The 26,726-nt window shown below is 67.2% G+C and carries 20 protein-coding genes; 7 read left to right on the top strand and 13 right to left on the bottom strand.

Going from position 1 to position 26,726, the window contains the following annotated elements; translation table 11 throughout:
* Nucleotides 1–43 precede the first annotated feature (43 nt).
* The 5 genes from ACTXPP_RS06135 to ACTXPP_RS06115 all read right to left on the bottom strand — a co-directional run bounded on the left by ACTXPP_RS06135 (nucleotide 44) and on the right by ACTXPP_RS06115 (nucleotide 5,777).
* On the bottom strand, nucleotides 44–1,234 hold the full coding sequence (locus tag ACTXPP_RS06135; protein ID WP_443341339.1) for an N-acetylmuramoyl-L-alanine amidase: 1,191 nt from the start codon (nucleotides 1,232–1,234) through the stop codon (nucleotides 44–46).
* A 17-nt stretch (nucleotides 1,235–1,251) separates the two neighbouring features.
* Nucleotides 1,252–1,578, bottom strand: coding sequence for a thioredoxin (gene trxA / locus ACTXPP_RS06130; RefSeq protein ID WP_301494928.1), 327 nt, complete (start codon nucleotides 1,576–1,578; stop codon nucleotides 1,252–1,254).
* 231 nt (nucleotides 1,579–1,809) lie between these two features.
* Nucleotides 1,810–2,745: a thioredoxin-disulfide reductase gene (gene trxB, locus ACTXPP_RS06125; protein ID WP_301494926.1), complete on the bottom strand. Its 936-nt coding sequence runs from the start codon at nucleotides 2,743–2,745 to the stop codon at nucleotides 1,810–1,812.
* Nucleotides 2,746–2,840: 95 nt separating this feature from the next.
* Nucleotides 2,841–3,419 carry an RNA polymerase sigma factor gene (locus ACTXPP_RS06120; protein ID WP_301494924.1) on the bottom strand — a complete coding sequence of 193 codons (579 nt, stop codon included), beginning with the start codon at nucleotides 3,417–3,419 and terminating at the stop codon, nucleotides 2,841–2,843.
* 138 nt (nucleotides 3,420–3,557) lie between these two features.
* Complete coding sequence (locus ACTXPP_RS06115; RefSeq protein WP_443341338.1) at nucleotides 3,558–5,777, bottom strand: DEAD/DEAH box helicase family protein; 2,220 nt, start codon at nucleotides 5,775–5,777, stop codon at nucleotides 3,558–3,560.
* A 316-nt stretch (nucleotides 5,778–6,093) separates the two neighbouring features.
* Here ACTXPP_RS06115 and mgtE point away from each other — a divergent pair, with 316 nt between their 5' ends.
* Nucleotides 6,094–7,449 (top strand): magnesium transporter, encoded by a 1,356-nt coding sequence (gene mgtE / locus ACTXPP_RS06110; RefSeq protein WP_301494921.1) that lies wholly within the window; start codon nucleotides 6,094–6,096, stop codon nucleotides 7,447–7,449.
* Between the two features lie 131 nt (nucleotides 7,450–7,580).
* On the opposite strand, the gene ACTXPP_RS06105 is transcribed toward mgtE, so the two are convergent.
* From ACTXPP_RS06105 to ACTXPP_RS06095, 3 genes are read right to left on the bottom strand one after another with little or no spacing between them, the layout of a single operon-like run.
* Entirely contained in the window at nucleotides 7,581–11,162 is a 3,582-nt protein-coding gene (locus ACTXPP_RS06105; RefSeq protein WP_443341337.1) for a murein biosynthesis integral membrane protein MurJ, read from the bottom strand.
* Nucleotides 11,163–11,169: 7 nt separating this feature from the next.
* Nucleotides 11,170–13,677 (bottom strand): hypothetical protein, encoded by a 2,508-nt coding sequence (locus ACTXPP_RS06100; protein ID WP_443341336.1) that lies wholly within the window; start codon nucleotides 13,675–13,677, stop codon nucleotides 11,170–11,172.
* 3 nt (nucleotides 13,678–13,680) lie between these two features.
* On the bottom strand, nucleotides 13,681–14,514 hold the full coding sequence (locus tag ACTXPP_RS06095) for an NUDIX hydrolase (RefSeq protein WP_301494916.1): 834 nt from the start codon (nucleotides 14,512–14,514) through the stop codon (nucleotides 13,681–13,683).
* A 23-nt stretch (nucleotides 14,515–14,537) separates the two neighbouring features.
* On the opposite strand from ACTXPP_RS06095, the gene ACTXPP_RS06090 reads away from it, so the two are divergent.
* The 4 genes from ACTXPP_RS06090 to ACTXPP_RS06075 all read left to right on the top strand — a co-directional run bounded on the left by ACTXPP_RS06090 (nucleotide 14,538) and on the right by ACTXPP_RS06075 (nucleotide 17,803).
* Nucleotides 14,538–16,064, top strand: a complete 1,527-nt coding sequence (locus ACTXPP_RS06090) for a CCA tRNA nucleotidyltransferase (protein ID WP_443341345.1) — start codon at nucleotides 14,538–14,540, stop codon at nucleotides 16,062–16,064.
* Entirely contained in the window at nucleotides 16,061–16,768 is a 708-nt protein-coding gene (locus ACTXPP_RS06085; RefSeq protein ID WP_301498179.1) for an AzlC family ABC transporter permease, read from the top strand. Before ACTXPP_RS06090 ends, ACTXPP_RS06085 begins: the two co-directional genes overlap by 4 nt.
* A complete protein-coding gene (locus ACTXPP_RS06080) occupies nucleotides 16,765–17,109 on the top strand; it encodes a branched-chain amino acid transporter permease (RefSeq protein ID WP_301498177.1) in 345 nt (114 codons plus the stop codon). The genes ACTXPP_RS06085 and ACTXPP_RS06080 overlap by 4 nt, the downstream gene beginning before the upstream one ends.
* A gap of 226 nt (nucleotides 17,110–17,335) precedes the next feature.
* The gene (locus ACTXPP_RS06075) at nucleotides 17,336–17,803 is read left to right on the top strand and encodes a DoxX family protein (RefSeq protein ID WP_301520272.1); all 468 of its coding nucleotides are present in this window, start codon (nucleotides 17,336–17,338) and stop codon (nucleotides 17,801–17,803) included.
* A 95-nt stretch (nucleotides 17,804–17,898) separates the two neighbouring features.
* On the opposite strand, the gene ACTXPP_RS06070 is transcribed toward ACTXPP_RS06075, so the two are convergent.
* From ACTXPP_RS06070 to ACTXPP_RS06060, 3 genes are all read right to left on the bottom strand, one after another.
* Nucleotides 17,899–19,200, bottom strand: a complete 1,302-nt coding sequence (locus ACTXPP_RS06070; protein ID WP_443341335.1) for a calcium:cation antiporter family protein — start codon at nucleotides 19,198–19,200, stop codon at nucleotides 17,899–17,901.
* Nucleotides 19,201–19,633: 433 nt separating this feature from the next.
* A complete protein-coding gene (locus tag ACTXPP_RS06065) occupies nucleotides 19,634–20,332 on the bottom strand; it encodes a metal-dependent transcriptional regulator (RefSeq protein WP_301498172.1) in 699 nt (232 codons plus the stop codon).
* A gap of 223 nt (nucleotides 20,333–20,555) precedes the next feature.
* Nucleotides 20,556–21,560 (bottom strand): iron-siderophore ABC transporter substrate-binding protein, encoded by a 1,005-nt coding sequence (locus ACTXPP_RS06060; RefSeq protein ID WP_301499067.1) that lies wholly within the window; start codon nucleotides 21,558–21,560, stop codon nucleotides 20,556–20,558.
* A gap of 160 nt (nucleotides 21,561–21,720) precedes the next feature.
* On the opposite strand from ACTXPP_RS06060, the gene ACTXPP_RS06055 reads away from it, so the two are divergent.
* Together ACTXPP_RS06055 and ACTXPP_RS06050 are read left to right on the top strand one after the other, a co-directional pair.
* On the top strand, nucleotides 21,721–22,290 hold the full coding sequence (locus ACTXPP_RS06055) for an NUDIX hydrolase (protein WP_301520407.1): 570 nt from the start codon (nucleotides 21,721–21,723) through the stop codon (nucleotides 22,288–22,290).
* A 32-nt stretch (nucleotides 22,291–22,322) separates the two neighbouring features.
* Nucleotides 22,323–23,906 carry an RNA/DNA-binding domain-containing protein gene (locus tag ACTXPP_RS06050; RefSeq protein WP_443341333.1) on the top strand — a complete coding sequence of 528 codons (1,584 nt, stop codon included), beginning with the start codon at nucleotides 22,323–22,325 and terminating at the stop codon, nucleotides 23,904–23,906.
* Between the two features lie 396 nt (nucleotides 23,907–24,302).
* Here ACTXPP_RS06050 and ACTXPP_RS06045 read toward each other — a convergent pair whose 3' ends face one another.
* Nucleotides 24,303–25,292, bottom strand: coding sequence for a bile acid:sodium symporter family protein (locus tag ACTXPP_RS06045; protein ID WP_443341332.1), 990 nt, complete (start codon nucleotides 25,290–25,292; stop codon nucleotides 24,303–24,305).
* A gap of 107 nt (nucleotides 25,293–25,399) precedes the next feature.
* The gene (locus ACTXPP_RS06040) at nucleotides 25,400–26,683 is read right to left on the bottom strand and encodes an ATP-binding protein (protein WP_443341331.1); all 1,284 of its coding nucleotides are present in this window, start codon (nucleotides 26,681–26,683) and stop codon (nucleotides 25,400–25,402) included.
* Nucleotides 26,684–26,726 lie beyond the last annotated feature (43 nt).

The raw sequence follows: 26,726 nt of genomic DNA, 5'->3' as shown, positions 1-26,726 counted from the left end.
ATGCGAAGGGCCCTCCAGGAGACTCAGGCGGGTTCTAACCCCTTCAGGACCCGGACTCCGCCGCCAACAGGTCAGCAAAGCGGTAGGTGCCGGTTGGTGCAGTGTCGGCGTCCAGCAGGTACAGCCGCTTCACGGCAACCACCAGCGCCTCTGCGATGGTGTCCCGGGCATCTGGATCGGTCAGCACAGCGACATCATCTGGGTTCGACAGGTAACCAGCGACGAATTGCACGGCCGGCATCTGTGTCATCCGGAGAATATCCCAGGTCCTGCGGTGGCTGTGAAGATTGGTCAACGAGGTCCGGGCCGACACCTCACGCAGGATATAGTTCGACAGCTTCTCGCCGCTCACAGAGGACCGCCCGATTTCCGAGCCGAAGTAGAACGAAGCCGCACCATGTGCGCGCTCATTCGGGTAGGAGTCCGCTCGTAGCGAGATCATCAGGTCCGCACCAAAAGCATTCGCGATCGAGGCCCGGTCCAGGTGTGAGGGGTTACCGGTCCGCGGTCGCGAGATGATCGTCTCGATACCTGCGGCGATCATCCGGCCCTCGGTCCTGGTCGCCAGGTCCCACAGGATCTCCTCTTCGGTGATCGATCCGTAGGGCCCCTTGACGATCTGGCCGTGCTCACCATCGCCCAGGCCCGGATCGAGCACGATTCGTTTGCCGGTGAGTTGTGGACCCGCGGCACGGATCCGTTCCTTCTCGCGGATGGCCTGCGGTGACCCACCGGTGATCCGACGGCCGAGGTAGCGCAGTGACCGCAGGGTGGACGGGCCGCAAATGCCGTCGACGGTCAGACCGTAGTTCAGCTGGTAGAGCCGTACTGCGGAGTGGGTGTCCTCCCCGAAGTGGCCGTCCACCCGGCTGGTGAAGAATCCCAGGTCCAGCAGGTGTGACTGGAGCTCGGCGACGTCGTCACCGACGAAGTACGCATCGGGCGGCTGCAGGGACAACACCCGTGCGCCGAGGGTGTACGAGGCCTCGCGGAGGGCACGCAGCGTGCCGTCGGTGATCGTCCCGTCAGCGTCGATCCCACGATGCTGCTGGAAAGCCTGAATCGCCGTTTCCAGCGCAGGATCGAAGTACTCGTCCTCCGGGGTCCACTGCTGGGAACCATCGCCAGCGGCATCACCATCGAAACCGTCGATGAAGCCGAGCCGGGCGAGAGTTCCCCGCACCTCGGCTACGCGGGGACTGCTGTCCCCTACCCGAAACCTGTCTCCGAACATCGAAACCACCAGATCCGCTACGCAGTGAGTCCGTCGAGTACTGCCACGAGATCGTCCTTGGACTGCCTGCCGTGGAGTTCGACGACCTTCTTGCCGTCCTTGAACACCATCAGGGCAGGGATGCTCATGACCTGGAACATGGCAGCCAGGCCGCGCTCCTCCTCGACGTTGACCTTGGCCACGGACACCTTGTCGGCGTAGTCGGCAGCGATCTCGTTGATCGTCGGCTCCATCTGCAGGCACGGCTGACACCAGCCTGCCCAGAAATCGACAAGCACGGGCTGCTCGGCATCAATGACGCTCGAGCGGAAGGATTCCTGCGTCACGGCGAGGGGTTGGTTCATTCGTGAATCTCCTGGGGTTGGGCACACGTATGAACGCGATCTTACCTGTACGGGTCGCCAACTACACTCTCCGGAGCGTCACGGTCCCGACACGATTTCGTCACACTTGCGTCAAGGCCGGTATGAACGCGGAATCGGCGGACCCGGCACCTGTCAGGGGCCTGTCACACGCCTGTCACCTGCCTGTCAGTGGCCTCTGGGGACTGTCTCCATGCAGCCTCCCGAGGCTGTCTACAGCGCAGCCAGGTACGCCTCGGCGTCCAGCGCGGCGCGGCAGCCCGAGCCGGCGGCGGTGATGGCCTGCTGGTAGTGCGAGTCCACCAGGTCACCGGCAGCGAAGACACCGGGCAGCGAGGTCGCGGTGGACGGCTCGGCGACCTTGACATAGCCGTTGTCCTGCAGCTCGACCTGGCCCTCGAAGACCGTGGTCCGCGGATCGTGGCCGATGGCGACGAACATGGCGTCCATCGGGACCTCACGGGTCTCGCCGGTGACGGTGTCCTTCAGCTTCAGGGCCCGGACGGTCCCCTCGCCGAGGACCTCCTCCACCGTGGCGTTCATGATCATGTCGATCTTCGGGTTGTTGCGGGCGCGCTCCTCCATGATGGCGGAGGCACGGAACTCGCCACGGCGGTGAATGATAGTCACCTTGTCGCCGAACTTGGTGAGGAAGTCGGCCTCCTCCATCGCCGAGTCGCCACCGCCGATGACGGCGATCTGCTTCTCCTTGAAGAAGAACCCGTCGCAGGTCGCGCACGCCGAGACGCCGTGGCCCAGCAGCGCTTCCTCGCCAGGAACACCCAGGTAGCGCGGAGCGGCACCGGTGGCGAGCACCACGGTGCGGGCGTGGAACTCCTCATCGTCGGTGAAGACCTTCTTGATGCCGCCGGCGAGCTCGACCCGCTCGACGTCCTCCATGCGCAGATCCGCACCGAAACGCTCGGCCTGGTTGCGCATGTCATCCATCAGCGCCGGGCCCATGATGGACGCCGGGAAGCCCGGGAAGTTCTCGACTTCGGTGGTCTGCATCAGCAGACCGCCGAAATCCATCCCCTCGAAGACCAGCGGCTTGAGTTCGGCGCGTGCGGCGTAGATGGCGGCGGTGTAACCGGCGGGGCCGGAGCCGATGATGATGATGTCGTGGACAGTGGGGGTGGAATCGCTCATGCAGATGATTCTAGCCATGTTGTCCAGCCCCCGAAGCACCTCGTGGTGAGTACGTCACCAGGCAGTCGCGAGTGACGCACGGCTCACTCCCCCGCTCACTCTTCGGTGAGCCGTTGTCGCAGATGCGCCCGGGCACGGGCACGCCGGGACTTCACCGTCCCCACCGGCACACCGAGATGCTCGGCTGTGCGGTCCAACGGCCAGTCGTGGACCTCGGTGCACATGAACACATCCCGTAGCCCCGGATGCAGGCTGTTCACCGCGTCATTCAGGACGAGACGCTGCACCGCGCGTCCGGCGTCCACCGCCCGACGGCACGTCAGCTCGGGCAGCGGAACATCCTGGTCGAGAGACTGGTGGGAGTCCTCGTTGCGCCGGGATATCCGACGGACGTGGCTCAATGCGGTATTGCGCGCGATGGTGCACAGCCAGGACGCCGCGGATCCGGCTCCCCGGAACGTCGCTGCGGTGCGGTGGACCTTCAGCAGTGCGTCCTGAAGCAGGTCGGCGCGGTCGTCGTACGGGACGCCCGCCTGGCTCAACGTCCAGTTCAACAGCACGCGGTGCCGGTCGACGAGCTGCGCGAACGCTTCCCCGCAGCCGGCGTGGTGGCGACGCAGTAGTTCGGCGTCGGACAGTTCAGGCGCAGATGGAACAGTCAATGCAATGGTCATGGTCACGAATCCCCCGGATTCTGTGTCTTCTCCCCTGCCCTCCACCGTCCCCGCGGTGAAGAGTCCTCCTACAGCACTTCTGCTGTGCCCTTCACTGTAGCGCGACTCTGCGGCCCGGTAAAGGTTTTGCGGAAAAATCTAGTTTTCGACTCCGCTGTCGTGCCCGGTCTCCCCGCTGAACTCCGGCTCCTCCATACCCGGCAGTCCGGCGACCTCCGAGGCAGAGACGGCCACCTGCGGATCCAGTGGTGAGCTCCACGTCCCCGCCGAGCCGAGCCATTCCACGGTGCGGCGGAAGGGGCGCAGCACCACACTGTCGGTGTCCAGGCCACGGAAGTAGGACGCCAGGTCCCCGGCAGTGGCCTCGCGCTCCTTCGTATCGCCTGTATCGCCTGTATCGCCTGCATCGCCACAGTTCCTGGTGCGGGTGGTTCCGTCAGGACGTCCCGAATCCAGATGCTCCAGCAGCCGCACCTGGCGGTCCACCGCACGCCGAACACGGCCGGGGTCTGCATCCGGAAGCTCCTGGTCCAGGTAAGCGAGATTACCGGCGGTATCGATGACCAGGGCCTCGGTCTTGCCCGGATGCGGAAGCATGGCCCGGCCGATCAGCTCGCGCAGTCGGGTCGGCGACCCGATATCGTCCAGCAAAACGATGTGGGTGATCTCCGGATCCGCGGCCGGCAGGGCATCGGTGTGCTCCGCCGGGTCGATCACCACCGTCCGCGCCAGCTCTCCGTCGATCCGGTGACCATGCTCCTCCAGGTAGGTCAACGCAGCGCTCTTCGCCGCAGCGTCCGAACCATCCACACCGGAGACGGACACGGTACGCGCCGGGACCAGCACCCCGGCCTCCACCGCATCCCCGGCGGTGAACTGGAATGTCGGCTGCCCCTCCGGCTGGCCGAACAGTGCGAACGTGCCCTGGTCGATCGGGTCGGGCGGGTTGCAGGTGAAGCCCAACAACAGTGCGTCGAAGTACTCGAACAGGACGTCGTGGGCACCCCGGACCGACGGAGCGGTCTCGTCCACCACCACCAGGTCGAAGAACCCCGGGCCGAACTCCAGACGCTCCACCCGGTCCATCAGCTGTGAATAGGTCATCGTGTAGATCCCCGGCCGGTCCAACTCCGCCAACGCAGTCCGGGCCCGCTCCAGGCGCCGGGCATCATCGGCCAGATAGGCGACCCGGTCGGCCCACCCGGCCTCGGCCAGCACGTCGACGATCGCCGCGGTGGTGGCCACCCGGCCCGTCCCCGGGGCCATGACCAGTAACGCCCCGCGTTGCCGGTGATCGAAGGCCGTCACCGTGGCCCTCACCGCCTGGCGCTGGTGGGCGGCGAGATCCTGAACCGCCGGACGCTGCGCGTCCGTACCGTCCGTACCGTCCGTACTGTCCGTACCGTCCGTACCGTCCGTACCGTCCGGTGCGTCCGACAGCACCTCAGCCAACGGCCGACCGCCCCGTCGCGCGACCAGATTCTCCAGCTCAGCGCGGGTGTAGAAGCCCTGCGTCCGACGCGGCGGATAGCCCTCCGTGTCATCCCACAGGTACGTGTCGACCCCGTTGGAGTAGAAGATCACCGGACGCACCCCGGACTCCTCGGCCAGCCGGTCGGCGGTCAGCCGCATCCGCCGACGCACCTCCCCCACCACCTCGCCGGTGCCGACCACCGCCAGCACGTCTCCCCCGGAGCCGGTGAGCTCATGGTCGGCATCCGCCGGGTCCGGATCCCACCCGGCCTCGTGCAGCAGCTCGTCCACCAGCACCCGACGGGTCGCCGCCTCGTAGTAGTCGTGCGTGTCACTGCCGGTGCGCCGCGCCCGCGCATCGGCGATCGCAGCACGCAGCTCCGTGATCTCCGCCTGTTGGCGTTCCGCCGTCCGCCGCAGGACGGTATGGTCGGCAGAACCCGTAGCGCCCGTACGGTCCGAGCTGATCCGCGACGGGCTGAACTGCGCATGCACCGGCACATCATCGGGGTGCACCGTGTAGCGCTGCGCCGCCCACACCACGACGTGGAACAACTCGTTGAGCAGCAGCCGGGCGGTGGCCTTCTTGACGTCTCCGCTGGCATGCACCGCAGTGTTACCGACCTTGCGCAGGACGTGGAACTTGTCGAGGATCGGCTGGTCGACGACATCCCGGAAAGGACGCGGACGCAGCAGGTTCAGGAAGTTCTTGTCGCGGACCCGCGGCAGGTCCTCGATGGTGTGGATCTCCTCGGCGACCAGCTCACCGGCCCTGCGGGCGTAGAAGCAGGCCGCCCGCGGATCCCGGGCCAGGTTCGCCTCGGCGCGGGTACAGGCATCGAAGATCCCGGGCCAGTCGTCCCGGATGAACCCGAAGTTGCTCACAAACCCGAAGCCTAACAGTCGCCCTGAACTTGCTCCGGGCAGGTGGCCTGACTAGGTTCAGGACAGTTGACACCCACGGAAAGTGGGTCCCAGAGGTACGACTTAAGGAGGTGGGGGCGCGAATGTCCAGTGACAGTATCCCGGATCGATCATCCAGCGCGCCCTCACGGCTGCACCTGGGCTGAGACCACACCTGGTCTTCACCGGCTTTGTTGCGTCATGGGGTGCGCGCGACCCCGACGTCCTGCGCTTTTCCCCGGATGATCCCCGGCACGGTAGCACCGTACAGCGCTCACCATGACAACAAGGACCGTGTATGACCACCCCGCAGAGCGATGTCATCGACCTCGTCGACACCATCGAGACCTTCATCGAGAACAAGAACCTTCCCGCGATCAGCGCCGCAATGACGGGGGTGACCCCGGATGAGCTGGCTCTGGTGCTGGAACGTCTGGCCGACAACGACCGCGCCATCGTCTACCGGCTGCTGCCGAAGGACCGGGCGATGGCCGTCTTCGACCTGTTCTCCCCCAATATGCAGGGTGATCTGATCCACGACCTGCAGGACGCCGAAGTCGCCGCCATCTTCGCCGAGCTGGATCCGGATGACCGCGTCTGGCTGCTGGACGAACTTCCCGCCACCCTGGCGCCACGGTTGCTGCGGGGCCTGTCGGCGAAGGAACGGGACATGACTTCCGAGGTCCTCGGCTACCCGAAGGGCTCGGTCGGACGCCGCATGTCCCCGGAGTCACTGAACCTCCGGGCGGACGCCACCGCCGGCGACACCCTGGAGCGGGTGCGCTCCGGACTCGACGATGCCGAGACGGTGTACGCCCTGCCCGTCCTCGACGACGCCCGCAAGGTCATCGGCATCCTCAGTCTCCGCGATGTGTTGCGCGCCGAGCCGGACACCCTGATCGGCGACATCATGCAGCGACCCGATGTGGCCTCGGCCTACCAGACCGCGGAGAGTGCAGCGCGAAAGTGCACCAACCTGGGACACTTCGCTCTCCCGGTCGTGGACAAGGAGGACCGTCTGGTCGGTGTGCTCACGTTGGACGACGCCGCCCAGATCCTCGAGCACGAGGAAACCGAGGACACCGCGCGTCAGGGTGGTGTGGAGCCGCTGCGTCGGCCCTACTTCGCCACCCCGGTGCGTTCCCTGGTCGGTTCCCGTGTGGTGTGGCTGTTGGTGCTCGCCATCGGAGCCACCCTGACCGTGCAGGTGATGTCCACCTTCGAGGACACCCTGGAACAGGTGACCGTCCTGGCACTGTTCGTGCCGCTGCTGATCGGCACCGGTGGCAACGCCGGCAACCAGGCGGCCACCACCGTGACCCGTGCCCTGGCACTGGGTGATGTGCATCCACGCGATGTGATGAAGGTGCTGCTGCGGGAACTGGGGGTGGGCGTCAGCCTCGGCGCCCTGTTGGGGACGCTCGGCGCGGTGATCACCGGACTGCTCTTCGAGCCGGACGTGGGCATCGTCATCGGCCTGACCCTGCTGGCCGTGTGTTCCATGGCCGCGACCATCGGTGGCGTGATGCCCATGATCGCCCGGGTGCTGAAGGTTGATCCGGCAGTGTTCTCGAACCCGTTCATCACCACCTTCGTCGACGCCACCGGCCTGATCGTGTACTTCCTCATCGCCCGCGTCGTGCTGGGGATCTAGTGCTGGGGATCTATGTTCCGGCACGGCGGACAGGGCGACGTTAGTTAGGTGGGATGGATCGTTGGCTTCTGGCGCAGATCACCGCAAATGATCCCACGGGTCTGACACCACTGATCCCACCTCTCCGACGTCTACTGGATACCGGTCACCGTCACCTCACCGACGCCCGCGGCGTCCGGCATCGGCAGCTCGGTGATCCACAGCAGCACCCGGTCGCCGGAGACCGCGTTCTCGAGCGCCTCGGCGTCAACGTCACCATCAGCACCCTCGGCGCCGTCACCACCGATGTCCTGCGAGAGCGTCATGGTCTCGCCCGACGCCGTCTGTGCATCCAGCAGCGTGGCCTGCTCCAGGGAGTCCAGGTCACCGCCGCGCGGAGCGAGCCGTAGCTCGATCCTGGTGCCCTCGGTCAGGCCCTCCAGCTCCACCTCCGTCACCGTGGTGGTGTCCGGCAGCTGCAACAGCAGGCCGATGCCCGGCTTCAACGACTCCGGACCGTCACCCAACTGGGCGAAGTACTCGGCGGAGCTCCACGTCGTCCCGGTGTCCCCGTCGATGATCAACGGGGCATCATCCGGATTGTCCAGCGTGCCGGTGCCGGCGTCCGTCGGGGCCCATTCCGCGGCCCACAGCGGGTCGATCTCCTCCGGGGTCGTGTTGCCCGGCGCCTCCGCCGTCGAGGAGGTCCCACCACCGCGGATCGAGTCGGTGGTCACCGGGGAATCCCGCCGGTCGCCACCGAAGAAGGCGACCGCCACCACGGCCAGCGCCACCACCAGGAAGATGCCACCGATGGTGATACCGGCGGACAGGGCGGTGCGTCCCGGCTTCTCCGGGGCAGCACCGAAGCCCGCCCGCTGCTCCGGGTCCGGTGCCACATCGACAGTGGTCACCAGGTCGGAGTCGAAAGTCTCGGTCGTCGCCTCACGCAGGCGTTTCGCCAGGGTGTGACCATCGATCCCGTCGACGTTCTGGGTGTCGTCGGCGATGGCACGTAGCCGCTCCGGCACCTCCGCCGGGTCCACCGAGGACAGCAGCAGATCCAGCGACACCCGGATCGCGTGGATGTCCTGGCGCGGCGAGCTGCTCGGCAGCACACCCGGGAAGGCCAGCACCGCACGGCCCTCGGAGCTGATCCGCACCCGGTTACGGTGGTCGATGCCGAGTGCGCCGTCGATGTCGGCGGCGGCGCCGGCGGCATCCGCCAGGTCCGCCAGGGCATGTCCGGCGGCCAGCGGGTCAGGGCCGGAGTCCGCGACGCGGGTCAGCGGCGCTCCTTCGGTCCAGTCGGACACCACGACCACCAGCGTGCGGGCGTCACAGATCTCCCGGATCGTCGCCACCGCCGGGGACTTCACCCGGGCCAGTGTGTCGGTGCGCTCCAGCAGTTCCCGGGGTCGGGCTCCGGCGAGCTGCGGGTCGAGGATGGTCAGGGCGACCAGGTCGCCGGACTCGTTGTCGCGGGCCTGCCACAGTCGGGCGGTCGGGGAACCACCATGGTCCGACAGCAGTCGGAACCGGCCGTGCAGGATCGGCGCACCCGGTACCAGGCGCGGGCCGCGGACCCGACCGGCGGACAGCGGCGGCATCGCCGCACCCACGACGTCCTGACCGGTCATCCCCGCCATACCGGACATGCCGGAAATGCCGGTGAGGTCCATCTCGGTGATTCGCGCACCCTGGCCGACCTCGGTGCCTGCCTTGGCTTCGGCGTCGGCGGTGGCGGCGCCGCGGAAGAAGCGGCCCACGCCCGGCAGGCGGGCGAAGGAGGCGCCGATGGTGCGGACCTCGGGCAGCTTGGTGAAGGACAGCAGCACCATCACGATCACCAGGAACAGCACACCGGTGATCAGGAGGCGGATCAGGAAGCCGAACGTGAAACCGTCCGGGATGAGGAAGCGGTCGACCAGTGCGTCGATCCGCCAGACGATCAGCGCGGAGATGACCGAGGCGCCCAGCGCCCATGCCGAGGTGCGCGCCACGCTCTTCATACCCAGGTGCCCCAGCGAGCGTTTCAGCAGCCGGTGGCCGATGATCGCACCGGCGACGAAGCCCATGCCGTTGGCGGCACCCAGCAGCACCACGACCAGGCGGGGTTCACTGGCGATATGCGGGGCGGCGAACGCCAGCGCCAGCTTGGTCACAGTAACGCCGGCGATGATGAACGTCGGTGTCCATACTTCCTCACGGGCGTAGAACACACGCAGGTGCAGCAGCACCAGGGCATAGGGGATCAGCGTGAAGGCGGAGAAACTGATCGTCCAGCCCAGGACATTCGCGGTCTCCATGGAGTACGAACCGTAGGCGAACAGTGCCGGCGCGATGAGGGTGCCGAAGGCGGTGAAGAAGGTGATGACCGGGACCAGGGCCAGCATCGTCAGCTTCGAGGCCATGGTCAGGTCCTTGACCACGGCCTTGTCGTCGCCGTCGGCGGCATTGCGCGACAGCCTCGGCATCACCGCAGTCAGCAGGGTCACGCCGATTACGCCGTAGGGCACCTGCAGCAGCTGCCAGGCCTGCATGTAGATGGTCGGGGCAGCACCCTGGTCCGATGCAATGCGGTTGTTGACGATCCAGCCCACCTGGGAGATCGCCACGTACACCACGATGGCCAGCGCCATCCCGCCGAACTGCTTGAGCCGGTCGTCCAGACCCCACAGCGGTCGCATGTCGATGCCGGCCTTACGCAGGTACGGCACCATGATGGCCGCCTGGACGATCACACCGACCGTGGTGCCCAGTCCGAGCAGCATGATGTGCGGGTCGGTGATGGTCACCGAGTCATTCGGCGAGAGTTTCGTGTCCCGTGGCAGGAGCCAGTAGATTCCCAGCACAGCCAGGGTCACACAGTTGTTGACCACCGGAGCCCATGCACCGGGTTTGAACACTCCCTTGGTGTTGAGGATCGCCATCATCACCGCGAACATCGCGTAGAAGACGATCTGTGGCAGCACCAGATAGGCGAAGGCTGTGGACATGCCGACATTCACGCCGCCGTCGGCGTCCAGTGAGACCCTGGTCAGTAAGGGTGCGGCGATGACGGCGATCACCGTGACCGTCATCATCAGGGTGAAGGTGATGGTCAACAGGCGTCTGATGAACGCTGCGCCGCGGTCCGGGTCCTCCTTCTCCGCGCGCACCAGCAGCGGCACCACCAGACTGGTGAGCACCGCACCGAGCACGAGCTCGGTGATCAGGTTCGGCAGGGTGTTCGCCGTATTGAACGCCGAGGCGATCTCCGCGCCGAGTGCGGAGCCGATGAGCACGGTCCGCAGGAAGCCGGTGATCCGGCTCAGCAGGGTGGCGATGGCCATTGAGCCGGTCGCGCTCACCACGTCCGTGTCGGACGCCTGGGTCACCGCGGAGCCTTCGTTGTCGACCGTTCCATCGGCGCCAGTGGCACCGCTGCCGGACGCACCGGCGGATCCACTACCCGACGCGGTGAGCGTCGCAGCGTCCGACCCACTGGCACGTAGCCGTGGGTCGGTTGCGGCGCGCTCGGCCGGAGACCTGTCCAGGTGTGAGTGGTCCTCGCCGGTCGCCCGTACGCCGCTCGCACCGCCGCCGGCTACGCCACCGGTCCCGGTGCCAGCACGCTGACCCGGGGCAGCCTTCTTCGGTGCCGGGACTTTCGCCGGAGGCATCGAGGCACGGAAACGGCCGCGTTCACCGGAGGAACCGGATCCTTCGGAGGTCTCTTGAGAATCAGTCACACGACCATCATCGTGTACGTTCCCGCTTTCCTGCCAACTCTCGACGGCGTTTCGTGACCCGGGACACGGCGAAAAGGCCGAAGACGAGCATCACCCCGACCACCACGGCCAGTGCCATCCCGCCCGGACCGGAGGCCAGACGCACCGTCACCGGATCAGAGATCTGCTGGTCATCGGGAGTCTTCAGCGTCATCGTCAGGTCGGTGTTCCGATTGCCCGAACCGGTCGTCGCCGTCATCTGGAGGGTCACACTGCCCTGCGCCGGAATCCTCTCCACCCCGGGCGTGTCCAGGGTGACATCCGAGTCCGACTCGTAGTCCACCCGCACCCGCACCGGCAGCGGTAGCCCGTTACGGGCCACGATGATCAGCGGGGCGCCGTCACTGGTGCGGGTGAGCACGCTGCCCGGCGGCAGCAGCGAGACGGAGGACCGCAGGGTCGACTCCAGCTCCTGCACCGTCTCCCGGCGTTGTTCGGACGCCCGCACGGTCGCCCGGTGCTCCGACTGCGCGTGCCGATGGGTGGTCGACACCGAGCGCAGGATGTCGTCGAACATCGGCCGGGTGAAGATCTGCGGGGTCAGGGCGAGGTTCTCGTCCTCCACCATGATCCGGGTGAACTGGTGCAGGTCCCCGGTGAGCTCCCGGGAGTCCTCACGCTCTGCGGCGCTGACCGGGGCGGGGTCGACGGCGGGGGCCACCGTCGTGCCGGGTTCGGCAACCCCGCGCAGGGCGGCACCGAAGGTGACCGGACGCGCCGAACCGTCCGACAGGTAGCGTCCGACGGCGCTGAGCCAGGTGGCCGCATCCTTGCCGTCGACCGTCCACTCCGCCGGCGGGACAGCGAGGACATTCGCCCCGGACGCGGTCGACCCGGCACCGCGCAGCTCCAGGTCAAGCACGCCGACGGCGGCAGCCATGCGCTCGGGGCCGGTGTCATCGTCGAGGGTCCGACGGTTACCCGGGTTGCCGTAGGCCGAGGTCGACGGCGTGTCCCCGGTCGCCGCCAGTGCGGTACCCAACTCCGCGGGGAAGCGCAGCGCCCGGGTGCCGCCGGGCAGGGTGACGACCCCGGCGGTGCTGCCCGGGGACGAGGTCGTGGACTGCACGGTGTTGTCCGCCACCAGGGTCGACAGCGGGGTCTCCCGCTCGGCCTCACCCAGCGCGGCGACCGTGGACTCCTCCAGGTATCCGGAGCCGGGGATGACGACCCCGTCGGCGGCATCGGTGCCGAGGACGTCCTCCACGGTGGCGGCACCGCGCGTGGAGAGCTCGGTCAGCCACGGGTCGTCGATGTCCGAGATGACGTTCGGGTCAGCCCCGCCGAACGGCAGCGGGACGATGCAGTGACCCTCGGTCAGTTCGCGCAGCTCATCGAGCCAGTCGGCGGCGGCCTCGGCCCCCGTGCCGGACTCCGAGGTGGTGCCCTCGGAGTCATCGGTCCACCGGTCACGCAGCCGGACGGGCTCCTCCACCGGGCTGGGGGCCTCGTCGGCCACCCGGTAGCCGCCGGCCATCCGGTCGACGGTCTCCAGCAGGTCGGGGTCGATGGCGATACAGGACGCCTCGCGCAGCTCATTGCCACCGGTGCCGGACAGGGCGTCGCGGTAGCTGGTCAGCAGGGTGGACAGCCGTCCGCCGGTGGCGAGCTCCTCGGCCAGTGTCTCGTCGGGGAGGTAGAGGGTGTTGGGGTCGGGGGCATCGCCGACCTGACCAGGGGTGGCGGAGGTGGCGGAGGACAGCGGCCACAGCATGGTGAGGCCCGACGGACGTGAGTTGTCTGTACCGTTCTGGTCGTCCCCGTCGTCCCGGACGGTGACCGTGGTCCGCGCCGCAGCGAGGAAGGACGTCCCGTCCTCACCATGGTCGGCGTTGAGGTTCAGCATCACCGGGTACACCCCGGAGTCGGTCACCCCCAGTCCGGGCAGGCTGCCCGAGCGGTCATCCACCGGCACCGTCAACCGGTACTGGCGGTCCTCGCCAGGGTCGATCGAGCCGTCCAGGTTCGCGAACGGCCCCACCCACGGGTACGCGCCCTGATTCGACAGCATCGACGTCGACACACCCGAGGAATCGTCCACGGCCTCCTGACGCTGGGTCCGCAACTGCAGATCGTCCACCGTCCGGTCGGAGGAGTTGCTGATGCGGACGGTCAGGTCCAGCGCACCGTCGAACCCCAGTACTGCTGGCTGCTGCGAGATGATCTCCACCGACACCCCGTTGTCCGGGTCCGCCGACCGTGCCTCCGGATTCGCCCAGCTTGGTCTGGTGCCGTCGGTGTCGACAGTGCCGTCTGTGCCGTCCATATCGACAGCGCCGCCGTCGCCCGGAGCGTCCTGCGCCACCGTCGCCGGGGCCAGCGCGATCCCGAGCGTCGCCACCAGCGCCGCCACCGCGGCGTACACCACCGGGACGCGCCCGCGGGAGTCACGCCAGCGCGGCCGCCACCTGTGCGCCGTCTGCGTCACGGACTGTGCCGCCGCGTGCCCCACCATCTGCCCCACTGCCTGCCCCACCGGCTACCGCGGGGTTCGACGTCCGGCCTTCGCCTCTTTACGGGCGAGGTCGGGCAGCTGGTCGTGGGCCTGACGGGCGAGCTTGCGCTCATCGGCGTAGGCGAGACGCTCCACCAGGTTGCTCACCGGCAGCCACGCCACCTCGGTGACCTCCGGATCCTCGTCGTTGAGGTCGCCGTCGACGTAGCGCAACAGGTGGTGGTGCACCGTCTTGTGGATCCGGCGGCCCTCGGAGACGAACCAGTAGTCGATGGTGCCCAGGTCACTGACGACCTCGCCGTACACACCGGTCTCCTCCCACACCTCACGCTCGGCGGTGGTGTGGCGGGACTCGTCCGGCTCGATGTGGCCCTTCGGGATCGACCACAGCAGCCGACCGCGACGGTCGAGCCGTCCGATCAGTGCCACGTACATCTTCGACAGGTCCACCGACCCGTCGCCGCGCACCGCCTCAGCCATGCCGGAGAGCACCAGGCCGCCGGCACTGGTCTCCACCGAGGTGGGTAGTTCACTGTGGTCACGCTGGTGGACCGGACGCGCCGGGGAGCGGCGGCTGTCCTGCCGCTGCCGGTTACGCGAGGACCCGCGGGACTCGCCCCGGGAATCTCCCCGGGAGGTGTCCGCAGATGTGCGTCGGCGCCGTTGGTTCATTGGGACAAGACTAGTGCCTTGGAGGCGGTTTGTGGCAACGCGGTGCGAACTGGTCCCCGCTGAGGGTGGCGCCGCGGTGTCCCTGCATTGTCCCCGCGGTATCCCCGCGGGCTCCCGGTGGCCGACTGCGCGCCGACTGGTGTCAGACGCTGTCCGGAGCGGACTGTAGAATCCGGGGGGTGACAAGCAGTGACAGGACCGCCGCGCAGATGCTCGCCACCGCCTGGGCGGCGGTGAAGGACGACGCCACCACCGACAGGACGCTCCGGAGCCTCGCCGGCGCCTTCGCCGCGGCCGGGTACCGGCTGTACCTCGTCGGCGGTTCGGTACGGGACGCCCTGCTCGGCCGCCTGTCCCACGACCTCGACTTCACCACCGACGCCCGGCCCGAGGCGGTCAGCGCGATCCTCGACGACATCGCCGAGACCGTGTGGGACACCGGCATCGACTTTGGCACGGTCTCCGCGATGTTCCAGGGCTCGATTGTGGAGATCACCACCTTCCGCGCCGACACCTACGACGGGGCGTCCCGAAACCCCGAGGTCACCTACGGTGACACCCTCGAGGGCGATCTGGTGCGCCGCGACTTCCGCTGCAACGCCCTGGCGCTGAAGCTGTCGGAGGAGGGCGAGCACGAGCTACGCGATCCGCTGGGCGGACTGGACGACATCGTCGACCGGGTGCTGGACACCCCGGCCGCCCCGGAGCAGTCCTTCCACGATGACCCGCTGCGTATGCTGCGGGCCTGCCGTTTCGCCTCCCAGCTGGGCTTCGACGTCCAGCCGCGGGTGCGCGAGGCGATGGTCGACATGTCCGGGCAGATCCAGCGGATCACCGTGGAGCGCGTCGCTGCGGAGCTCAACAAGCTGATGCTCGGCAGTGAGCCGTGGACCGGGCTCGACCTGGTGGTGGACACCGGACTGGCCGACCATGTTCTGCCGGAGCTGCCTGCGCTGAAGCTGACGCAGGACGAGCACCGTCAGCACAAGGATGTCTACGCCCACTCGCTGCAGGTGCTGCGCAATGCGACGGAGATCGAGGACAGGCTGCTCGGCGGGGAGTCCGACGAGGTGTCGGACGGTGCGTCCGGCAGTGAGGGTGCCGGTGACGGTGCCGGTACGTCCGGCGAGATCTCGGACGACGACCGTCTCGTCCTGCGGTGGGCGGCCCTGCTGCACGACATCGGTAAACCCGACACCCGCTCCTTCACCGACTCCGGCGCGGTGACCTTCCACCACCACGAGGTGGTCGGTGCGCGGATGACCCGTAAGCGCCTGAAGGCACTGAAGTTCCCCAAGCGGATGATCGAGGAGATCGGCCAGCTGGTGTTCCTGCACATGCGCTTCCACGGCTACGGCGAGGGCGCGTGGACGGATTCGGCGGTGCGTCGTTACGTCACCGACGCCGGGACGCTGCTGCCCCAACTGCAGGTCATCGTGCGTGCGGACTGCACCACCCGCAACCGACGCAAGGCCAACCGGCTGGCGCGTGCGGTCGAGGACCTCGACACCCGCATCGTGGAGCTCAAGGAGCAGGAGGACCTGGACGCGGTGCGTCCCGACCTCGACGGCAACGACATCATGACCATCCTCGACCTGCCGCCGGGACCGGAGGTCGGCAAGGCATGGGCGTTCCTCAAGGAGCTGCGGCTGGACCGCGGACCGATGGAGCGCGAGGAGGCCGTCGCCGAACTCAAGGCCTGGTGGGCGGCTCAGAACGGTACCGATAGCCCATGAGCGCGGGCGCTGAGGTCCGCAAGGGCATCGGCGACTCCTGGACCGTTGCTCTCGGGCTGATCCCACTGGGACTGGCCTTTGGCCTGCTGATGACGCAGATCGGGTTCGCCTGGTGGTGGACGCCGGTGTTCAGCATCGTCATCTACGCCGGCTCCATGGAGTTCCTGGCGATCTCCCTGGTCACCGGGGGTGTCGCTCCGCTGTCGGCGCTGCTCTACGGCTTCCTGGTGAACTTCCGGCACATCTTCTACGGGCTGAGCTACCCGGTGTCCGTGGTGCGCGGGCCGGTCGCGAAGGCCTACGGTATCTACTCGCTGACCGACGAGACCTACGCCATCCTGACGTCGAAGCGCGCCGCGGCATGGACGCAGCCGCGGGTGATCGCCGTGCAGCTGTTCTGCCAGTTGTCGTGGGTGGTTCCCGGGATCATCGGAGCACTCGCCGGCTCGGCCCTGCCCTTCGAACTGGAGGGTCTCGACTTCGCGCTGACCGCACTCTTCGTGGTGTTGGCGATCGAGGCGATGGACGTCAGCCGCGACATCTGGCTCCCGGTCGTCGCCGCGGTCGCCGGGATGGCCGGCTACCTCATCAGCGAGAGCCAGATGCTGTTGATCGGGCTGTCGGCCTACTTCGTGTACCTGGTGGGACGCTTCTTCTGGCAGCGCGCGCAGGGTTCGCAGGGTGAGGCAGGTGACCAGTCATGAGTGCCGGACTTCCCGAGGGCGTCGACCTGACCAACACCCTGCTGATCCTCGGCGGGGTCTGCGTGGTGACCCTGATCCTGCGCGCCCTCCCCTTCGCCGCGATGCGCTACTTCCGGGAGTCTGAGCTGGTCGCGTGGCTCGGCATCGCCATGCCGGTCGGCGTGATGACGGTGCTGGTGCTCTATACGCTGGTCGGTTCGTCCTCGAACCCCGGCGGCGTGGGCGCGGCACTGATCGCGGTGCTGTTCACCGTGGCCCTGCACCTGTGGCGACGTTCGGCGACGCTGTCGATCCTGCTCGGCACCGTGGTCTACGTGGTGCTCGTCAACTGGGTGTTCTGAGCGGCCCTGCAATGTGAGAGACCCGACCAAGAAGGCGGGCTCGCGGGCATGTCGGAAAGGTGGGGTAAATCGCTGCTCTCGGACGGAAGAAGCAGCATTTCATCCCACCTTTCTGACATCCGGAGCGATTCGGCTCCCCGCTTCCCTCCCCTAGCCCGGTCGGCGAAGTACGTCTGCGGCGTACCCTGATATCTATAGAACTACCCCAGAAGCAGGAAGGCACGACATGGCCAAGAAGAAGGACAAGAAGGACAAGAAGAACAAGAAGGACAAGAAGAAGCAGGCCAAGGCCCTGGGTAAGAGCAAGGGCCGCAACCTCGGCAAGATCGCGCTGGGTGCCTTCCTCGCCGGCGCAGGCATCGGGCACCTGACCGTCCTGCGCGACGAGTTCCAGGCACAGGTGCCGAGCTGGGTCCCCGCTGACCCGGACCTCGTGGTCCTCGGCTCCGGCGTGGCCGAGATCGGTCTCGGTGTCTCCAACCTGGCCGCCTGGCGTCAGCCCGCCAGGTCGCGGGTCGGGGCGCTCACCGCAGCGTTCTTCGTGGTGATCTTCCCCGGCAACATCGCCCAGTACCTCGAGCGTAAGGACGGTTTCGGCCTGGACACCGACGGCAAGCGGCTGATCCGCCTGTTCTTCCAGCCGCTGCTGGTGGCCGCCGCACTGAGCACCGGGGAGACCCGCAAGAAGCGCTGACCTCGGTGCCCAGGTGTTCGACCTTTCTGACATGCGCGGCGTTGTGGAGAAAGAGCAGCCGAGAAGAAGAGACGCTGGTCAGCTTCGTGAATGGGCTACCTGTTCTGAGTCTGACCCACCCCGACCCCGTGCGCAGTCCGAGAAGTGTCTGGTGAGTCCGCCGCGCTCCCGTCATGATCCTCACCGGACTCCGGGCCGCCCACACTGTGGTGGTCGGCGTGTGCCTGGCGGACGTGCCACAGGTTCCATGCGGTGACGCCGATCGCCAGCACCACGTGGATGATCGAGAGGACGTAGCGTCCCTCTACCCCGGTGACGACGAACTGCAGCGAGAACAGTCCCACCAGAAGCACCGCAGCCCAGCGGTGGAAACGGAGGGTGACCAGGATCGCCACACCCAGCAACGTCTGCGTCGCCGTCAGGGTGAACTCCTCGATCTGCCGGGAGTCCAACTGCATCGTCGCCGAACCGCCACCGAACAGGTGAGCCACCGGCAGGGAGCCGACCAGCAGGCTCCACTGGTTGATCTTCGAGGCGATGAGCGTGCCGATCGCGGCAGAGCCCATTCCGCGCAGGGCGAACAGCGCGGCCACGATGAACTCCGGGGACTCCGAGGCCAGCGGGGCCAACCACTGGACCAGCAGGTAGGAGTCGACGCCCAGCTGGGTCCCGGCTCCGACCAGGGCGTCCGCGAAAGGCTCGGCCGACATCAGGATGACCACCGCTGCGGCGATGAACATCGTGGCTACGGTGGCCTTGCGTACCCGGTCGGGAAGCTCGACGATCGCCGCGGACACCGAGACGTACTCGGGTTCCTCACTGCTCTCGGCCTTGGAGGCGACCGCGAGGTAGGCGATGAAGACGAGGATCAGCGCCACGCCGAACCACACGGGAATCGACCCGGTCAGCGGGATGAAGAAGCCTGCCAGGGCCAGGCCGCCGAGAACCAGCACGTCCCGACGCGAATCGTGCGGGAGGAGAAGTGTCTTCGGGGTGGGCATCCGGGTGGAACGACGGCGCCGCTTCACCGCCCACAGTGCGATCAGCACCACCAGCGGCCAGCCCAGGCCGAGCAACAGACGGTTGGAACCGTTCATGTTCGCCGAGGCATAGGAGATGTAGCTGTGGTCGGAGCCCGACTGGAAGGCGTAGTAGAGGTCCACGGCATACTCGGGCAGCACGGCGACCAGGGCGAGCAGTGCGATGGCCAATGGGCCGGAGATGTCACGGCGGGTCGCTTCGGCCGCCCAGGCCAGGACGAAGGACGCGGCGACGATGCCGGCGCCGTAGATCAGCATCTGCACGACGTCCGGGACGTTGTCGCCGAAGACTCCGAGGCGCAGGAGGATGGCGGGAACCGCGGCAGTGCCGCAGATCGCCAGAGGGCGGGTGAGCATGAGATGGTTCTCCGATTCCAGGTAGATCTTGGAGGAATCGAAGGTCTCGCTCGTCAGTCGGCCGGCGGAGCCTGTTCGGCCCGTTGCCGTGGTTTTGCTGACCCGGGCGCCGGGTCACCGATGGTGACCAGTGTGTCGACGTACCGGCAGATGGCAGGTCGTCGACCACGCCACCTGTGAGCTACTCCCCTTCGTCAGGGTGCCGCTGGCTGCGGCACCGTTTCCAGGTGTCTGCATGAGGTTGTGTTTGGTCGTCGGTGGCGGGACGCTCGAGGTTGTCGAGGGTGCCGTCCTGACGACCGGAAACAATGCTCGCAGCCTGATATCCGGTGAGTCGAGAGCCAGCGGGAAGTTTGAGCAGTCACATTTCCGGCTGAGACGGGTCGGATCGCGAAGTGTGACACGGGGTGCTGCAGCGGAGTGGTACGGCGGCTCAGTGCTGAGGGCGTACCCGCACCGCGGCCGCCACAGGTTCGGGCAGGTCGCGCTGGGTTCCGTCGACCTCCACGGTGACCGTGCCGATGGACGGTGCGGTGGTGATCATGCGGAGTCCGGCGGAGACCGTGATGCCGCGTCCGGTGAGGTAGCGGACCACCGCCGGGTCACTGTCCCGGATCCGGGTGACCGTCGCGTCCTCACCGTCGGGGAGCTGGGTCAGGGGCACCGAGGTCTCCTCGTCGGGCGACGGCATCTGGCCGTCCGGACCGGGGATCGGATCCCCGTGGGGATCGAAGGACGGGTTGCCGACCGCTGCCGACATGCGCTCGAGGACCCGCGCGGACACCGCGTGTTCCAGCAGGTCAGCCTCGCCATGGACCTCGTCGGGGCTCAGCCCGAGTGCTTCAGCGAGGTAGGTTTCGATTATCCGGCGCCGGCGCAGGACGCCCACCGCGATCGCGCGACCCGAATCCGTCAGGCTGAACCGGCCGTAGGGCTCGTAGTCGATGTGCCCTTCCCGGCTGAGCTTCTTCAGGGTGGCTGACACGGTGGAGGCCGTGACCCCCAACAGAGCGGACAAGTCACTGGTGGTGGCGGTGTCGTCCCACTCCTCCGACTTGAAGACGGCGGTCAGGTAGTCCTCGAACACCGGTGACACGTCGCCGGGAACCTGGGGCTGTTCTCTGTTCGTCACCTGGGACTGCCACCTTCCGTGGTTGTCAGGGGGTTTCTCGCGGGGGCTGATGAGACTTGGGTCCTGGCCTCGACTGCGCAGAGAACGAAGTTACCACTGCGTTTTGGCGGGTGGTCCGGTGACCATGTCAGAAAGGTGGGACCAAACGTCGTGATTTTTGCTGTCCACGACGTTTGGTCCCACCTTTCCGACAATCATGGGGCAGGCAGGGCCCGAGAGCCGCCTAGGAGGTGGCCTCCTCCAGCTGCGGCTGCAGCTCGTCGATGGCGTAAAGCATCGCGTCCGGGGTGCCCAGCGAGAAGGCGCTGGTCAGCTCCTCGTCGGCGACGATGCCGCGGCCGTCCTTCACCGCACCGATACGGTTCCAGCCGCTGGACTCCTCGAACTCCGTGGTATCGGAGCCGATCGGGAAGCCGATGACCACGTCGGAGTCGGTGACGTCGATGTTCTCCTCGGACAGGTCGACGTAGAAGTTGTCTTCGGCCATGTCGGCCACCTCGGAGTTCTCCTGGAAGCCCAAGGCGGTGACCAGGTCCATCCGGGCGTCCCCGGCGACGTACGCGCCCCAGCCGTCACCGAACTGCGTGACCACGGAGGCGGTCTTGTCCGACCAGTCCGGGTTGGCCTCCTTGGCCTCGTCGATCCGGCCGTTGACCTCGCCGATGAGCTCATCGCCGGTCTCCGGCAGGCCGAGGGCCGTGGAGATCATGGAGACCTGGTCCTCCCAGGTGGTGGTGAAGCTCTCGGAGCCCTCCGGTACCGACACGGTGGTGGCGATGTCGGAGAGCGTCTCGTAGGTGTCCTCGTCGCCGGCGGAACGGACGTCGAGGATCAGGTCGGGGTTGAGGGATGCGATCTCCTCGTACTCGACCTCCTCGGTGTCGAGGATCTCCGGGGACTCGTCGTAGGAGTCGTCGTTGAAGGGGCTGATGCCGTCGTTGTCCTCGCCGAAGCCGAGCCAGTCACTTGCGCCGACGGGCTGGACGCCCAGGTCGAGGGCGATCTCGGCGTCACCCCAGCCCAGTGCCACGACGCGCTGCGGGGCTTCGTCGATGGTGATCTCGCCGAACTTGGTGTCGACGCTGGTCGGGAACTCCCCGTCCGACGTTGCGGCGGAGTCGGCGGAACTTCCGCCGTCGCTGTCGTCGTCGGAGGAGCAGGCGGCCATTGAGACCGCGGTGGCAATGGCGGTGGCGGCTGCTGCCGCGCGGAGCAGTGTACGTCTCATGTAGGTGAGCCTACCGTCACCGGACGTGGTAGCGACAGTACTTTTGCAGTGGTCCCACAGAATTTACGCAGCGGGTGCACAGCGCATGTAAGGCACACCCGGTGCGTCCTGGACGAAGCCGGAATGACCCCGAGCGCGACCAGCACTAGACTCGTGCCCCATGGGAACCCCACCGTTCATCACCGAACTGCGCGAGAGCATCGGACACGCCCCGCTGTGGCTGCCGGGCGTCACCGCCGTCGTCGTCCGGGACGTCCCCGCCGACGCCCCCGTCTTCGCCACACCGGACGTCCTGCTGGTCAAGCGCGCCGACGACGGCCGATGGACGCCGGTGTGCGGCATCATCGAACCCGGTGAGGAGGTCTCCGCCGCCGCAGTGCGTGAGGTCGCCGAGGAAACCGGGTTGGAGGTCGAGGTGGACGCCCTGATCGGCACCGGCGCGGTCGGCCCGGTCACCTACCCCAACGGCGACGAGTGCAGCTTCATGGACACCACGGTGCGCTGCGTGGTCACCGGCGACACCCCCGAGACCACCGAACCGAGGGTCAACGACGAGGAATCCACCGAGGTCGGCTGGTTCCCCATGACCCAACTACCGCAGATGGACGCCAGGTTCCGCCTGGTCATCGCCGACGCCGTGGCCCAACTCAAACACCCCGCGGGTTTCCGGCCCCGGCTCGGGTACGTGAAGCGTTCCCGCCCGGTCACCGGCGACATCCGGGGCGTGTAGGCGCCGGGAAGAGAGAAGGGGGCGACAGCACCGTGGACCGCCAGCGCGCCCTGCCCCGGGACGTCTCCGAGGCACTCGACCGCATCCTCGACGGTGCGGTGGCCGATGACCTGGAGTCCGCCGTGCTCGACTTCAAGGAGGACCCGGCCCACACCCCCACGCGCAATCCTGAGCAGAAGGCGCACGACATGCTGGTCAAGACGTCCTGCTGCTTCGCCAACGGTTCCGCAGGACGCGGATTCATCGTCTTCGGCATCGCCGACCGGACCCCCGGGCCGGACGCCTTCAACGGCACCGAGCGCGACCCCGCCGAGATCGAGCACCTGATCTTCGCGGCGACCCGCCCGCACCTGACTGTCGACGCCTGGGCGGCCTACGCGCACGGTGCCCGCATAGTGGTGATCCGTGTACCCGCCGGGCTGGCGGTGCACACCGGGGTGGACGAAGTCGTCCGCCACCGCATCGGCGACGCTTGCCTGCCGCTCGAGGGACCGGCCCGCACCGCGTTGGAGAAAGAACGTGGCGATCCGGACGCCACCGCCGCCGCATCGGCGGTACCCGTGGCGTCCTACGATGCCGAAGCATTGGCGGAAGGACACCGCCTGCTGGACGCTGCGCGGGCCAACGGCTCCATGCCGGCGCGCTACGGCGCGGCGCCGGACCTCGGGGACGGTGGTTCTGGCCGTGGCTCCGGCGGACGGTCAGGTGCCGGTCGCCGTCGCGGCAGTCCCGACCAGACCCGCAGCGACATCGACCTGCTGAAGCAGCTCGACCTCTTCACCGACAACGGCGAACCGACGCTCGCCGCAGAGCTGCTCTTCCACCGTCGGGAGGACGCCCGTGTCCTCGCCCGGCACCTCTACCGCGCCGGGTCGACCGATGCGGCGAACCCGCCGACCGAGACCGAGTTGAACGACCCGCTGGTGCTCGCCGCCGGGACGCTGCGGGCGCTGGTACGCGCCCACGCGGACTCCGCGATCCCGGCGTCGGCGCAGGACGAGGCGCTGACCAATGCGCTGCTGCACCGCGACTGGACCCGTCCGGAGCCGGTGGTCGTGTACCAGTCCGCGCAGATGATGCGGGTCCACTCCCCCGGCGGCCTGCCCGGTGGGAGGACACCGGACCGGCTGCTGTCCGGGCCGTCGCAGCCGCGGAACCCGGCGTTGATGAATGCGATGCAGCTGCTGGGCCTGGACTCCTGGTCCTCGCGTGGTTTCGACCGGATGTGGCTGTCGATGCTCGCGGCCGGCTACGAGCCGCCGGTGGTCGACGCCTCGGGGTCGGCGGTGGACGTGGTCCTCTTCGACGGGGCTCCTGACCTGGAGTTCGTGGAGCTTCTGACCGCGATCCGGGCCGAGTACGGGCGCGGGGTGACCCGGGATGCGGCGACGCTGGTGGTGCTGCGCCACCTCATGGCGAAGGGGACGGTGGATCTGGAGATGGCGGCGTTGCTGCAGCAGGCCTCCGAGCCGGATGCCCGGACGCTGATGACCTGGCTGGCCCAGCGTGGGCTGCTGCAACGCACCGCCCGCCGCCGTGATGAGTGGAAGCTCTCGGAGCGGGTCGCCGCATTGGTGCCAGGTGTGGAGACCGAGGGCGTGCTGGACGCCCTGTGACGGCACGGGCACCGGCGTCCCCTCGTCAGAACTTTCTCACCCACAGTTCCGCAGCATCCCGGCCTATCGCACCTCTGCCGCACGATGCTCGGTGTCTGGAATGCCCTGACCTGCACTTATAGAGAGTCGTGTGGCGTTACCAATATTCCGATGTGCGATAATCCCGAATCGAACTGCTGGAATGGTGGTCTACTCACCGTGACGGCTACCGAAGCCACGGCAGCCCCCGCCATCAATTCATCACACCTCCCTGGATTCTCATATAGAGGGACGCGCAGGTCAGACGCTTATCATTGTCGGCGCTGCAACACCGCGGGTGTGATGGATGACCGGCAGCGAGCCAGGACAGGCCGCCGTCGGCCTATGGAGCCCTCCCGCGGCGTCCTCCCCCGCGGTCTACCAGGTGTTCTCTGGTTGCAGCTTCGCGTACTTCGCCGCACGCGAGGAGCAGATCATCAGCTGGATCTGGTGGAAGATCATCAGCGGCACGATGACCAGCCCGGCTCCCCCGCTGAACAGCACTGCGGCGATCGGCAGTCCGGAGGCCAGGGACTTCTTCGTCCCGCAGAACTGGATCGCGACCTGGTCCTTGTAGTCGAAGCCGGCACGTCGGGCCACGAAGGAGGTCAGCCACAGCATCGCGTACACGCCGATGACCGAGCCGATGCAGATGCCGACGATCGCCACCCACGACACCGACGACCACACGCCCATCACGATGCCCTCGGAGAAGGCCACGTAGACCACCAGGCCGATGGAGATCTTGTCGACGTAACTGGTCGGCTTCGCCCCGGCGACGGTCTTCACACCCGGCACCTTGCGCATCAACTGACCCAGGATGAACGGCGCGAGCAGCTGCAGTGCGATGTCGGTGAACACGGAGGTGTCCACGTGCATGCCACCGTTACTGCCACTCATCAGCAGCAGCACCAGCAGCGGGGTCGCGAAGACACCGATGAGGTTCGAGGCGGACGCACTGACGATCGCGCCGGGGATGTTGCCGCGCGCGATCGATGTGAACGCCACCGAGGACTGCACGGTCGACGGCACCAGGCACAGGAAGAGGATGCCCTGGTAGAGCTCGTCGCCGATGGCGTACTTCAGCGGCATCAGCGCCAGGCCGATCAGCGGGAAGACCACGAAGGTGAACGCCAGGATCAGCAGGTGGAGCCGCCAGTGCGTCAGACCGTTGAGGGCCTCGCGGGTGGAAAGACGGGCACCGTAGAGGAAGAACAGCAGCGCGATGGCGATCTTCACGACCCACTCCATGACATCGGCGAACCCGTCGCGGGCGGGGAAAACGAGCGCCACAACGACAGCCAGGACGATGAGCACGATCAGCAGATCGGGTCGGTATCCCAAGATGCGGTTAGTAAAGTTCCTCATGGTGAGACAGATTACCCGTGGAGGTGGTCTGACCGAAGTGCTTCCGTCAGGTCACCCGGTACCCCGCCTCCGGGGAGCGAAGGAACCGATGAGGGATACCCTCCATCTCATGGTCGCAGCGTTCCCGCGCTGGTTCCCAGTTCCCACAACGAGGAGACGGGCAATGCCCACATCCGGTCACCGAACCGGCCAGGTTCCGGCGCTGTCGACAGGACGATGCCGGCGATGAGCCGGTCTCCCAGCTCCTCCCGGAGGAACTCGAGGTGCCGGAAGTAGGTGGTTCGCACGGTCGACGATGCCTTGACCTCGATCGCGATCACCCGACCGTCGGCCAGTTCAATGAGGCAGTCGACCTGACGGTTGTTGCTGTTCCGGTAGGCATGCAGCCGGTAATCGTCCTCGGACCAGGTTTGCTGCCGGCGAAGCTCTGCTGCCACGAAGCCTTCGAGAAGCGCACCGAAGTACTCTTCGTGCGCTGTCAGTTGGTCCTCGGAGATGCCGGAGAGTTGCATTGCCAGCGCACTGTCCGGGAGGAAGACCTTCGGACGTCCGATCTCCCGGCGGGCAAGGTTGGGTGTCCACGGGGGAAGCTCGTCCGTGAGGTAAAGGGTGCGGAGCAGGGTGAGATAGGTGACCAACGAGCTCTCCGGGATTCCGGTCTGCTTCGAGATCCGCGCTCGGACCAGTTCCCCGGCCTGGTTCGCGGCCAACAGGCGCAGGGCCGACGTCACCCGAGCTGGATCGGTCAGGCGCATCAGTTCCGCCATGTCCCGGTTGACCAGGCTCGACACGTAGGCGTCCAGCCAGACGGACCGCATCCGGTTGGGCAATGAACGTAGTTCCGGGAAACTTCCGCGGGCAAGCAGTCCAGGGTAGTCCGACCTGGTGAGGGTGGCTGCTGACAGTGGTTCGGCCAGGGCCCCGGAGACGACGGCGTGGACGAAGTCCTCCCGAACATCGCGAAGTTCCCCTTGGCTGAAGCCGCCGAGTGTGACGGCGACGGAACGGCCGGCGAGACTGTCCGGGGTGCGCTCGATGCGGTGGAGGTCTGCGGATCCGGTGAGCAGGAACCGGCCGGGTTTACGGTCGGAGTCCACGGCCTCCTTGATTGCGAGGAGCAGTTCCGGGGCACGCTGGATCTCATCGATGACCAAGGGACTGTCGCTGTTCGGTACCCCGTGGACAGTCAGGAAGCCGGCGGGGTCGGTGGTGGCAGCGGTCCGGGCGTTGTCGTTATCCATCGTGACGATGTTGCCGTGGCGGTGTCCGGCGATGTCGGCAGCCAGGGTGCTCTTGCCGACCTGGCGCCCTCCCTGGAGGACGACGACCGGGAAATGGTCCAGGAGGTCACTGATCCACGGGGAGGCGTTGCGGTGGATGAGGTCATTCATAGTGCAAGTCTAGCGGATTCATTCCTTCACCGTGGATTTGCAG

Origin of the sequence: Candidatus Corynebacterium faecigallinarum (assembly GCF_052264515.1) — a bacterium.
GTDB lineage: Bacteria > Actinomycetota > Actinomycetes > Mycobacteriales > Mycobacteriaceae > Corynebacterium > Corynebacterium faecigallinarum.
Note: the sequence above shows the minus strand (reverse complement) of the source record. Positions and strands in the feature narration are given on the sequence as shown.